This window comes from Pantoea piersonii (assembly GCF_003612015.1).
Lineage (GTDB): Bacteria > Pseudomonadota > Gammaproteobacteria > Enterobacterales > Enterobacteriaceae > Pantoea > Pantoea piersonii.
Genome location: NZ_RARB01000002.1, coordinates 683818 through 695869 on the forward strand (window position 1 = coordinate 683818; position 12052 = coordinate 695869).

Below are 12052 nucleotides of genomic sequence, written 5' to 3' on the forward strand. Positions count from 1 at the left end.
AGGCCAGTATGGCCTGAAAAAATTGGCAATATTGTGCCACAACGAGAAGTTGGGCTGGTAATTTGTCAGAGCGATTGTAGCGATAAAGCACAATTATCCAATGCGCAATAAGTTATATTATTATTTTTTAAGATAAAATTATTTGCCAGCGGCGCAAGGGCGCCAAATCGAAGGAGAAAGGATGCTGCAGATTTTGCGTCGCACCACGGCAGGCATGTTGCTGCTGATGATCATTCCGGCAACGGTCTGGCTGACCGGCTGGCATTGGCAGCCCGGCCAAAGCGACGCGCTGCTGCGCGTACTCTACTGGATGACGGAAACCGTGACGCGCCCCTGGGGAACCCTGACGAGCCTGGTGCTCAGCCTGTGGGTGCTGTGGTGTTTGCGTTTTCGCCTCAAGCCCTCGTTACTGCTGCTGCTGATCATGAACGCCACGATCCTGACCGGACAATACACCAAATCTTATATCAAAGATCAGGTACAGGAACCGCGTCCCTATGTGGTCTGGCTTGAACATAATCACGGACTGGACGATCGCGAGTTTTACAGCATGACGCGCAAAGAGCGCAGCCAGCGCGTCGATCAGCTGCTCGCCAGCGACCAGCTGCTGCCGGGCTGGCTGAAGCGGCACTGGGCATTTGAAACCGGCTTTGCCTTTCCTTCTGGCCATACGCTATTCGCTGCCAGCTGGGCGCTGCTGGCGGTAGGTCTGCTCTGGCCTCGCCGCCGCTATATCACCATCGCGGCGATCGGCGTCTGGGCGGGCGCGGTCATGGCCAGCCGGCTGCTGCTGGGTATGCACTGGCCGGGCGATCTGGCGATGGCGGTAGTGCTCTCCTGGCTGCTGGTCTCCTTTGCCACCTGGCTGGCGCAGCGCTTTTGCGGCCCGCTTACCGTACCGCCGGAAGAGCGAAAGGACGTGGCGCAAAGGGAAAACGGATTGTAATTCCGTACTTTATCCCCATATTATTGATTGCGCTTGCGTAAAAGCCATTCGCCTGGCGCTGCAGGGAGCAGCATTGTTGCCGCTTTTTTGGCATACTTCTACTGGATAACCTCACAACAGGATGCACTGTGAAATATTTGCTGATTTTTTTAGTGGTATTGGTCATTTTTATTATTTCCGTCACCTTAGGCGCGCATAACGACCAGGTCATCACCTTCAACTATCTGCTGGCGCAGGGCGAATTCCGTATCTCTACGCTGCTGGCCTCGCTGTTCGGCGCAGGGTTTGTGCTGGGCTGGGCCATCTGCGGTCTCTTCTGGCTGCGCGCCCGCGTCTCGCTGGCGCATGCGCAACGCAAAATCAAACGTATGCAGACGCAGCTGGATAAAAGCAATCCGCCTGCGACCTCATCGGCCGCCGTCGCGGGTCGGGAATAGTCCTCCATGCACGAATTGCTGTTTCTGTTATTGCCCGTCGCTGCGGCTTACGGCTGGTATATGGGGCGACGCAGCGCGCAGCAGGACAAGCAACAGGAAGCGAGTCGCCTGTCGCGTGATTATGTTGCAGGCGTTAACTTTTTGCTCTCTAACCAGCAGGATAAAGCGGTCGATCTCTTTCTCGATATGCTGAAAGAGGACAGCGGCACGGTAGAGGCGCACCTGACGCTGGGCAATCTGTTCCGCTCGCGGGGCGAGGTGGATCGCGCGATACGCATTCACCAGTCGCTGATGGAGAGCGCCTCGCTTAACTACGACCAGCGTCTGCTGGCGATCCAGCAGCTGGGCCGCGATTATATGGCCGCCGGACTTTACGATCGCGCCGAGGATATGTTCAAGCAGCTGACAGATGAAACCGATTTCCGCATTAGCGCGCTGCAACAGCTGCTGCTGATCCATCAGGCGACCAGCGACTGGCATCAGGCGATTGAGGTGGCCGAAAGGCTGGTGAAGCTCGGCAAAGATAAGCAGAAAGGGGAGATAGCCCACTTCTACTGCGAACTGGCGCTGCAGGCGATGAGCAGCGACGATCTCGATCGCGCCATGGGGCTGCTGAAAAAAGGCGAGGCCGCCGATCGCCAGAGCGCGCGCGTGTCGATCATGATGGGACGCATCCTGATTGAAAAAGGCGAGTATGCCAAAGCTATCGAGCATCTGCAGCGCGTGCTGGATCAGGATAAAGAGCTGGTGAGCGAAACTCTGCCGATGCTGGAAACCTGTTATCAGCGGCTTAATCAGCCCGATGCCTGGGCGGCATTTTTGCAGCGCTGCGTGGAAGAGAATACGGGCGCGGCGGCTGAACTCTATATGTCTGATATCTTGGAGCGACAGGAAGGGCCAGATGCCGCGCAGCTCTATATCAACCGTCAGCTGCAGCGTCATCCCACTATGCGCGTTTTCCATCGCCTGATGGACTTTCACCTGCATGAGGCGGAAGACGGGCGCGCGAAAGAGAGCCTGATGGTGCTGCGCGACATGGTCGGCGAACAGATTCGCACCAAGCCGCGCTACCGCTGCCAGAAGTGTGGTTTTACCGCGCATGCGCTCTACTGGCATTGTCCTTCCTGCCGCACCTGGTCCTCCGTCAAACCTATTCGCGGACTCGACGGTCAGTAACTGGCCGTTGGACTTTCGCTTAACGCCATCGAAATAGTTACAACATACTATAAAGCAAATTAACACTCACGCGGCAACGTGCAGCTTATCGCCATGCAGGTGGGAAGGTGGCCGCAAACGTTGTCCCTGACATAACGCGCGGGTAGAATGCTTGCCGTTTGTCTTACACGCCCGCTGCCGTTAACTATGAGGAAATGCTATGCCCTTATCATCAGCCGTGACCGCTTCGCCCATTCTTGTGGCGCTCGATTATCACGATCTCAACAGCGCATTGCGTTTCGTCGACCAGATTGATCCCCAGAGCTGTCGGCTAAAAGTCGGTAAAGAGATGTTTACCCTGTTTGGGCCCTCGCTGGTAAAAGAGCTGCAGCAGCGCGGGTTTGAGGTCTTTCTCGACCTCAAATTCCATGACATTCCCAATACCACCGCACATGCGGTCGCGGCGGCGGCGGATCTTGGCGTCTGGATGGTCAACGTGCACGCCAGCGGCGGGGCGCGCATGATGAATGCCGCGCGCGAAGCGCTGGTGCCGTTCGGCAAGGAGGCGCCGTTGTTGATTGCCGTAACGGTATTAACCAGCATGGATGCGGAGGATCTGCGCGGCCTCGGCATCACCTTATCGCCTGCCGAACAGGCCGAGCGTCTGGCGAAGCTAACCCGTGAGTGCGGCCTCGACGGCGTAGTCTGTTCAGCGCATGAGGCCGCACGTTTCAAGTCGGCCATCGGCGCGGATTTTACGCTGGTGACGCCGGGCATCCGTCCGGCGGGCAGCGACGCTGGCGATCAGCGCCGTATTATGACGCCGCAACAGGCGAAACAGGCAGGGGTAGACTATATGGTGATCGGACGTCCCATTACCCAGTCGGCCGATCCGGCCGCCACGTTGACCGCTATTTTAACCAGCCTTAAGGAGTCCTCATGAGCCGCGATAATCCTCTGGTCTACTCAACCGATGCGGGCCGCATCGAGCAGCCGAAAGAAAAAATCGAACGTCCTAAAGGCGACGGCATTGTACGCATTCAGCGTCAGACCAGCGGGCGCAAAGGCAAAGGGGTCTGCCTGATTACCGGACTCGATCTTGACGACGACGCGCTGAACAAGCTGGGCGCAGAACTGAAGAAAAAATGCGGATGCGGCGGCTCAGTGAAAGAGGGCGTGATTGAAATTCAGGGCGATAAACGCGATCTGCTTAAACAGCTGCTGGAAGCGAAGGGCCTGAAGGTAAAACTGGCAGGTGGGTAAAACAAAATCGGGCTACGACAGTAGCCCGAGAGTTTTGTAGATGCGCTGCGTAGCCTTTATTATTAAAAATGCTTTTTGGTCATTAATGGACCTGATGACCGATGACACCGCCCACTGCTGCGCCGCCGAGAGTGCCGAGCGCGCTGCCGTGCGTTAACACTGAGCCACCAATTGCGCCTGCTCCGGCACCGATGGCGGTGTTACGATCGCGTTTTGACCAGTTGGAACAGCCGCTCAGCGCGACAACTAATGCGGTAGCCAAAACAGCTGCGGTAATACGTTTCATGGTTGTTGTCATAAACTTCTCCTTGATTGTGCTCACAGAGGCAACACACTCAGTATAGGTGGTTTTTTCCTCTGTTCTTATATCTGCCCGTATTACGCCATCGCTTCTTCCCTGAAGATGCCGATATGCCTTTTCACTATGGACAATGTTGTCTCGGACAGATAAATGCAACCGGCAAACAGATCCGCCCATTGCATGAGTGAATTCTAAGCCTTATGCAAATTTTCCGAAGATGGAAGATTCCTAATTCACGCCGCATTTTTGCGTTATCAGCCGTTTTCCGCCGCTTTTCCAGCCAATCGCTCCATAACCTTTTCAGAGCCAGCCCCTGCACAATTCAGTGATAAATCTGAGCAGGAGAACACAATGCTGGAACAACTCAAACAGCAGGTACTGGAAGCGAACCTGGACTTGCCGCGTTATAACCTCGTCACCTTTACCTGGGGCAACGTCAGCGCGGTCGATCGCGAGCAGGGCCTGCTGGTGATCAAACCTTCGGGCGTCAGCTACGCCAGCATGAAGCGCGACGATATGGTGGTGGTGGATCTCGCCAGCGGAGAGGTCGTAGAGGGGGACAAGCGGCCTTCGTCTGATACCGCCACTCACCGCGCGCTCTACCAGGCATGGCCGGAAATCGGCGGTATTGTTCATACCCATTCGCGCCACGCCACAATCTGGGCGCAGGCTGGTCGGCCGATACCGGCATGGGGAACGACCCATGCGGATGACTTTTACGGCGAGATCCCCTGTACACGCGCCATGCGTGATGAGGAGATTCAGAACGACTACGAATGGAATACTGGCGGCGTCATCATCGAGACCTTCGCCCAGCGCGATTTGTCGCCGAGCGCGATCCCAGCGGTGCTGGTCAATTCGCACGGGCCTTTCGCCTGGGGACGCGACGCGCACGCGGCAGTACACAGTGCGGTGGTGCTGGAAGAGGTCGCCTATATGGGGCTGTTCAGCCAGCAGCTGCGCGCCGACCTGCCACCCATCAATCAGACGCTGCTCGACCTTCACTACCTGCGTAAGCACGGCGAAAACGCCTGGTACGGTCAAAAAGGGTAATCTGCTGCATCCTCTCTTCAACAAAGAGCAGGGCGCCTGATCCGCCGCGCTCTGCTTCTCACAGAGAACGCAGATCCCACCTGAGCAGGGAGTACCGACCGACAAGAGCAAAGCGTCCCGCAACAGACCGGGCGGGCAGGGATGCCACTTTTGCCTCTTTACGATCGGCCCCTGGTACCTGCGTCTTCCCAAAACATACAGCTGATAAAATGCGCGCTATCTGTGCCTGAAACGCCTGGTATGGCGACGCCGATCAAAATAATGAAATGCACTCTTCACAAAAAATAAAACAGCGTTTCATTTTAAGGATGGGATCACTGTTTTCTGTCGCCGTCCCCCGTACTTTGCTGTCACGCCTTCGGGCATAAAAACGCACCTCCCTCTGGACAGCAAAGGTGATCCCTGATGCATATCAAACGTGCTATCGATAAAATTCCCGGCGGCATGATGCTTATTCCGCTCTTTCTCGGCGCGCTTTGTCATACCCTTTCTCCTGGCGCTGGGAAATATCTCGGCTCATTCACCAATGGCCTGATGACCGGCACGGTGCCGATCCTCGCCATCTGGTTCTTCTGCATGGGCGCCTCAATCAGGATCAGCGCCACCGGCACCGTACTGCGCAAATCCGGCACGCTGGTCATTACCAAGATCGCGGTGGCCTGGATCGTGGCGGCTATCGCTTCACGCGTGATGCCGGAAAATGGCGTAGAAGTCGGGATGCTTGCCGGGCTGTCAACGCTGGCGCTGGTTGCGGCGATGGATATGACTAACGGCGGTCTTTACGCCTCGATCATGCAGCAGTACGGCAGCAAGGAAGAAGCGGGCGCTTTTGTGCTGATGTCGCTTGAGTCTGGCCCGCTGATGACAATGGTGATCCTCGGCACGGCAGGCATCGCCTCCTTTGAACCTCATGTCTTTGTCGGCGCAGTCTTACCGTTCCTGATCGGTTTCGCGCTGGGCAATCTGGATCCAGAACTGCGGGAGTTTTTCGGCAAAGCGGTGCATACGCTTATTCCCTTTTTCGCCTTTGCGCTGGGCAATACCATCGACCTGACGGTTATCGCACAGACCGGCCTGCTGGGCATCTTGCTGGGCGTGGCGGTGATTATCATAACCGGCATTCCGCTGATTATCGCCGATCGTCTGATAGGCGGCGGCGACGGCACCGCAGGCATCGCCGCCTCCAGCACGGCAGGTGCGGCGGTCGCAACGCCGGTGCTGATAGCTGAAATGCTGCCGCAGTTTAAACCGGTTGCGCCCGCCGCCACCGCGCTGGTGGCGACCTCAGTGATTGTGACCTCAGTGCTGGTGCCAGTCATAACTGCTGTTTATTCAAAACGCGTTAAGCGTTCTCGCGTTGCGGTTGGCCAGCGCGCGGCGATCAAGTAACCCCGCTTAAGCATCCCCGACCTCTAAGTCGGGGATATCTCTGGATTTTACTTTATAAATCAATCTCTCATTTGGTCTGGCCTCTCTCTGCATTACGCTGATGTGGCGTTTAACGCATCAAATAAACAGAGGATGAGACGATGACAGTAATTAACCAACCAACCTGCCGACTGTTCACCGAAGTGGGACAGACCACCCAACTTGCCGCGTATTACGAAGAGGGCCGCCGCACCATGTGGATGATGCTGCGGGCGCAACCGCGTCCCAGTTTCAACCACGAATTAATCGAGGAGATCATGAACCTGAGCTATGCGGCGCAGCGTTCCGGTCTGCCGATTGATTTCTGGGTCACTGGTTCGCTGGTGCCGCAGATGTTCAACGCGGGCGGCGATCTGCGCTTCTTTGTCGAGTGCATTCGCAACAACCGCCGTGAGGCGCTGCGCGCCTATGCGCGCGCCTGCGTCGACTGCATTCACTCGGCGGCGCGCGGCTTTGACACGGGCGCGGTCACACTGGCGATGATAGAGGGCAGCGCGCTAGGCGGCGGTTTCGAGGCCGCGCTGGCGCACCACTTTATCCTGGCGCAAAACAACGCGCGGCTCGGCTTTCCGGAAATCGCCTTCAACCTGTTCCCGGGTATGGGCGGCTACTCCTTAGTCGCGCGTCGTGCCGGGATGAAGCTGGCGGAAGAGCTGATTTGCGAAGGGGAGTCACACAGTGCCGAATGGTATGAAACGCGTGGTCTGGTGGACAAAGTCTTCCAGCCTGGCGAAAGCTACCGCTGCACGCGCACCTTCATCGATACGCTGCGACCGAAGCTGAACGGCGTGCGCGCCATGCTGAAGGCGCGTCAGCGCGTACTGCAGCTGTCGCGCGCCGAGCTGATGGATATCACTGAAGACTGGGTAGATTATGCCTTTACGCTGGAACCCAAAGACATTGCCTATATGGAACGTCTGGTACAGTTACAGAACCGTCATAGCGCATCCTTGCGTAAAGCCGGCTAGTAACAACACCTTTTAAACGCGGGCAGGATGCTTAGCCAGCCAATGCCCGAACTGTTCTGCGGGCATTGGTTTTGCATAGAAATATCCCTGACGCCCATCCACACCGTTAAGGAGGACAAATTCTTCTTCCGCTTTGGTCTCGATGCCTTCGGCAATCACCTGCAACGCCAGCGCCTTGGCAACGGCAACGATAGCGCGCACCAGCGACTGAGAGACCGGCTGCTCATTAATATTGCGAATAAAACTCTGATCAAGCTTGATGGCGTTGATCGGTACGCGCGCCAGCTGCGACAGCGAAGAGTAGCCCGTACCGAAATCGTCGAGGTGCACCTGCGCGCCCAGTTCCTGAAACTGTTTCATCAGGGTCAGCGCCTGCGCTTCGTTCTCTATCAGGCAGCTTTCGGTCAGCTCGATATCGATCGGACACTCCGTCAGCCCGCTGTCGATAAGCGCCAGCCTGAGATCGCTGTAGATACTCTGGTCGATGAGTTGCCGTGCGGAGACGTTGACCGCCACGCGCAGATTTATGCCCTGTTCGCGCCAGACCAGAATCTGACGCAGCACGGTCAGCATTACCCAGCGGCCGAGCGGCACAATCAGGCCAGACTCTTCGGCATAGGGGATAAAATCGGCGGGCGAGACCATGCCGCGCTCCGGCGAGTTCCAGCGCACCAGCGCCTCTGCGCTGCGCACCACGCCGTCGCTGTCGAGCTTCGGTTGATAGAACACCGTCAGGTGATCCTGATCCAGCGCCTTGCGCAGGTTGGTGTCGAGCCAGAGGTACTCAAATACGCGCTGATTCATTTCGGCGGCGAAAACGCAGAATTTACCGCGCCCGTTCTCTTTAGCGTGATACATCGCGGTGTCGGCGTTGCGGATCAGGCTTTCCCGATCCTCGCCGTGTAGCGGGGCGAGGGCGATGCCAATGGAACAGCCGCTGTAGACTTCAATCAGGCCGATACGGAAGGGCTGGCGCAGCCGCTCCAGAATGCGCGACGCCATCGCCTCCAGCGCCGCCTGGCTGGTATGTTCCGCCAGCACCACGAACTCATCGCCGCCGAGGCGCGCCAGCGTCTGGTCTTTGCCCAGGCAGCTGAGGATAGCCAGCGATACCGCCTGCAGCAGCTGATCGCCGAACATATGGCCGTAGGCGTCGTTCACTTTTTTAAAATTATCGAGATCGAGGTAAACCACGCCGGTCTCATCGCCTTTCGCCAGCTCCAGCGCCAGGCTAATTTGCTGGTGAATGGCGTTACGATTAGGCAAACCGGTCACGGTATCGGTGTTCGCCATCACGCGCAGGCGCTCCTGCGCCCGTCGCTCTTCAGTTATGTCCGTTCCTGAACAGATGAGGAAAATTTCATTTTTCCCGCTGCCGCTGTGAACGAACTTATTACGAAACAGAAAGAGTCGCTGGCCCTTACGGGTTTTCACCCAGCGCTCCACTTCATAGGAATTGCCGTCGCGGAAGAAACCGGCGATATTGCGGCGCGAAGCGGCCGCCTCCTGTTTGGTCATAAACAGCTGGAAAACGTTACGGCCAATCACTTCATGCTCATTCAGGCCGGTGTACTCTTCGCTGAGGCGGTTAAAGCGCTGAATATTGCCGCGCTGATCGAGAATAACGATCACCGAGTTGGCTTCAGAGACCACCTGTTCGGCAAAAGAGAGGCCCTGGGTCAGATCGCGCGCGACGGCAGACGTATCGCCCCAGGCGGAAGCGGTGCCGGCCCAGCTTGACTGATTAACCTTACGGCCGACAAAGTGCATTGGCACCGGCGTGCCGTGCAGCGACAGCGTCAGGTTGACGCTGGAGGTGATCACCGGCATCGCGCGCAACAGGCTGGCCTGCGCGGGGGTCAGCGCAACGGCGATGTTGGTATGCGCGTTTTCATCCTCTGCTAAATGCAAAGCATCGCTGTCGGTGGTCAGGCGCCAATGAGGGCTGGTCGTGCCAAACAAGGTGTATAGCAACGTTTGCCCTTGTTCATCGGTCATGGAAAGGTCCTCCGGGGAGTGCTCTGCTGGCGTTATCTCATTATTTTATCAACAGTATTCGGCATCTGACTTCAGCACAAGATGCCAGCCAAATATATTTTCCAGTCTGATTAACAATGGCACAAAAAAGCCCCGCATCGCGGGGCCAATTTCCCTGCTTAACAAGGACATTTCCCCAGCTTACCTGCCTGGCTGGGGAACCGGGCATCAAGACAGTATCGATGAAAATCGCGCTCGCTCATCGGGGGCAGATCCGGGTGTTGACGCTGCATATGCTGAAGATAATTTTGATAATCCTGCACGCCGACCATCAGCCGGAAACTTTGCTGCAGCCCACGCCATAACCTGCGCCAGCTAAAACGCGCGGGCGCGGCGATTGGTCGACAGCAGCTAATGCCGGCCAGGCTTGCCGGGCGGACGGCCCGGCGAATCGCATCAGACATGATGAACCTCCTTACGCAGCGACGGCTCCGCTTCGTGCGTGGTCGGCACGTTGCTCTGCAGAGCGCGACGAATAACGAAGAATGCGGCGATAAGCATCGTCACCGCCACCAGCATAAAGAATCCGCACAGCACGGCGTTGATCTGATTGCTGAACACGATGGTCTGCATATCCGCCACGCTCTTCGCCGGCGCGATAATCACCCCGTCGTCGATGCCTTTACGGAACTTATTCGCCTGCGCCAGAAAGCCGATTGACGGCTTTTCATGGAAAATTTTCTGCCAGCCCGCCGTCATTGAGGTAATAAACAGCCAGGCGGTCGGCAGAATCGTTACCCAGGCGTAGCGCTGCTTTTTCATCTTAAACAGCACCACGGTGCCAAGGATCAGCGCCATAGAGGCGAGCATCTGGTTGCCGATGCCGAACAGCGGCCATAGCGTATTGATGCCGCCCAGCGGATCGACCACGCCCTGATAGACGAAAAAGCCCCAGCCGGCGACTGAAACCGCCGTGCCCGCCATATTGCCCGCCCACGACCGGTTATTCGCCAGTGACGGCACTACGGTGCCGACCAGATCCTGCACCATAAAGCGACAGGCGCGCGTGCCGGCATCCACGGCGGTAAGAATGAACAGCGCTTCAAACAGGATAGCGAAGTGGTACCAGAAGGCCATCATCGCGCGGCTGTTAAAGACGTCGCTGATGATATGCGCCATGCCGACCGCAAAGGTCGGTGCGCCGCCCGCGCGCGACAGCACCGAGGCCTCGCCGACATCGCGCGCGATGCTGGCGAGCGACTCAGGCGTTACCACAAAGCCCCAGCCGTTAATCACCTGCGAGGCGTTCTCCACCGTCGTGCCGATCAGCGCGGCAGGCGAGTTCATGGCGAAGTAGACGCCAGGATCGATAACTGAGGCGCAGATCAGCGCCATAATGGCGACGAAAGATTCCATCAGCATCGCGCCATAGCCGATAAAGCGGATATGGCTCTCGCGCTCCACCAGCTTCGGCGTGGTGCCGCTGGAAACCAGCGCATGGAAGCCGGAAATCGAACCGCAGGCGATGGTGATAAACAGGAACGGGAAAAGCTGTCCCGAGAAGACCGGGCCGCTGCCGTCAATAAAACGCGTAACGGCTGGCATTTTCATTTCCGGCATGGCGAACAGGATGCCGATAGCCAGCCCGACAATCACGCCGATTTTCAGGAAGGTCGAGAGGTAGTCGCGCGGCGCCAGCAGCAGCCAGACCGGCAGCACCGAGGCGACAAAGCCGTAGATAACCAGCACCCAGGTCAGCGAGGTGCCTTTCAGGGTAAAGAAAGGGCCCCAGAAGGGATCCTGCGCGACGTTTCCGCCGTAGATAATCGCCGCCATCATCAGCACAAAGCCAATCAGGGAGACTTCCGCTATTTTGCCGGGGCGGATAAAGCGCATATAGACGCCCATCAGCAGCGCAATCGGAATCGTCGCGGCGATAGTAAAGAGGCCCCACGGCGAGTTAGCCAGCGCTTTAACCACCACCAGCGCCAGCGCGGAGAGAATAATGATCATCACGCCGAGCGCGCCGAGCATGGTGATCACGCCAGCGAAAGCGCCCAGCTCCTGGCGCGCCATTTCGCCCAGCGAGCGGCCGTCGCGGCGGGTAGAGATAAACAGCACAAGGAAATCCTGCACCGCGCCCGCCAGCATCACGCCGACGAGGATCCAGATGGTGCCGGGCAAAAAGCCCATCTGCGCCGCCAGTATCGGGCCGACCAGCGGACCCGCGCCTGCAATGGCGGCAAAATGGTGGCCGAACAGCACCCATTTATTGGTCGGCACATAGTCGAGGCCGTCATTGAAACGTTCGGCTGGCGTACGACGACGATCGTCCAGTTCAAAAATATTGCGTGCGATAAACAGGCTGTAAAAGCGATAGGCGATGCTGTAGCAGGCGACGGCGGCCACCACCAGCCAGACTGCATTAACCTGTTCGCCGCGATTTAACGCCAGCATAGCAAATGCGCCCGCGCCGACTAACGCCACCACTAACCAGATCGCGCCGGTTTTGACGTTCTTCATG

12 protein-coding genes are annotated in these 12052 nt (G+C 57.5%); 8 read left to right on the top strand and 4 right to left on the bottom strand.

Going from position 1 to position 12052, the window contains the following annotated elements; all coding sequences use genetic code 11:
* The first annotated feature begins 181 nt into the window (after positions 1-181).
* The 5 genes from pgpB to yciH all read left to right on the top strand — a co-directional run bounded on the left by pgpB (position 182) and on the right by yciH (position 3801).
* The gene (pgpB, locus tag D7S44_RS09120) at positions 182-946 is read left to right on the top strand and encodes a phosphatidylglycerophosphatase B (RefSeq protein WP_120454082.1); all 765 of its coding nucleotides are present in this window, start codon (positions 182-184) and stop codon (positions 944-946) included.
* 128 nt (positions 947-1074) lie between these two features.
* A complete protein-coding gene (locus tag D7S44_RS09125; protein WP_120454084.1) occupies positions 1075-1383 on the top strand; it encodes a LapA family protein in 309 nt (102 codons plus the stop codon).
* Between the two features lie 6 nt (positions 1384-1389).
* Positions 1390-2559, top strand: a complete 1170-nt coding sequence (gene lapB / locus D7S44_RS09130) for a lipopolysaccharide assembly protein LapB (RefSeq protein ID WP_120454086.1) — start codon at positions 1390-1392, stop codon at positions 2557-2559.
* 199 nt (positions 2560-2758) lie between these two features.
* Positions 2759-3481 (top strand): orotidine-5'-phosphate decarboxylase, encoded by a 723-nt coding sequence (gene pyrF, locus D7S44_RS09135; RefSeq protein WP_179256444.1) that lies wholly within the window; start codon positions 2759-2761, stop codon positions 3479-3481.
* On the top strand, positions 3478-3801 hold the full coding sequence (yciH, locus tag D7S44_RS09140; protein ID WP_120454088.1) for a stress response translation initiation inhibitor YciH: 324 nt from the start codon (positions 3478-3480) through the stop codon (positions 3799-3801). Before pyrF ends, yciH begins: the two co-directional genes overlap by 4 nt.
* 82 nt (positions 3802-3883) lie before the next feature.
* Here the strand turns inward: yciH and osmB are convergent, their stop codons facing one another.
* On the bottom strand, positions 3884-4099 hold the full coding sequence (gene osmB / locus D7S44_RS09145) for an osmotically-inducible lipoprotein OsmB (RefSeq protein WP_120454090.1): 216 nt from the start codon (positions 4097-4099) through the stop codon (positions 3884-3886).
* Positions 4100-4453: 354 nt separating this feature from the next.
* On the opposite strand from osmB, the gene araD reads away from it, so the two are divergent.
* The 3 genes from araD (at position 4454) to D7S44_RS09160 (ending at position 7551) form a co-directional block, all read left to right on the top strand.
* Positions 4454-5155 (top strand): L-ribulose-5-phosphate 4-epimerase, encoded by a 702-nt coding sequence (gene araD / locus D7S44_RS09150; protein WP_120454092.1) that lies wholly within the window; start codon positions 4454-4456, stop codon positions 5153-5155.
* A gap of 405 nt (positions 5156-5560) precedes the next feature.
* Positions 5561-6544, top strand: a complete 984-nt coding sequence (gene kdgT, locus D7S44_RS09155) for a 2-keto-3-deoxygluconate transporter (protein WP_120454094.1) — start codon at positions 5561-5563, stop codon at positions 6542-6544.
* 140 nt (positions 6545-6684) lie between these two features.
* Positions 6685-7551 carry a crotonase/enoyl-CoA hydratase family protein gene (locus D7S44_RS09160; RefSeq protein WP_103795955.1) on the top strand — a complete coding sequence of 289 codons (867 nt, stop codon included), beginning with the start codon at positions 6685-6687 and terminating at the stop codon, positions 7549-7551.
* Positions 7552-7563: 12 nt separating this feature from the next.
* Here the strand turns inward: D7S44_RS09160 and pdeR are convergent, their stop codons facing one another.
* The 3 genes from pdeR to D7S44_RS09175 all read right to left on the bottom strand — a co-directional run bounded on the left by pdeR (position 7564) and on the right by D7S44_RS09175 (position 12051).
* Complete coding sequence (pdeR, locus tag D7S44_RS09165; RefSeq protein WP_120454096.1) at positions 7564-9549, bottom strand: cyclic di-GMP phosphodiesterase; 1986 nt, start codon at positions 9547-9549, stop codon at positions 7564-7566.
* Between the two features lie 158 nt (positions 9550-9707).
* Positions 9708-9992, bottom strand: a complete 285-nt coding sequence (locus D7S44_RS09170) for a YbdD/YjiX family protein (RefSeq protein ID WP_120454098.1) — start codon at positions 9990-9992, stop codon at positions 9708-9710.
* Entirely contained in the window at positions 9985-12051 is a 2067-nt protein-coding gene (locus D7S44_RS09175; RefSeq protein ID WP_120454100.1) for a carbon starvation CstA family protein, read from the bottom strand. The genes D7S44_RS09170 and D7S44_RS09175 overlap by 8 nt, the downstream gene beginning before the upstream one ends.
* Position 12052 lies beyond the last annotated feature (1 nt).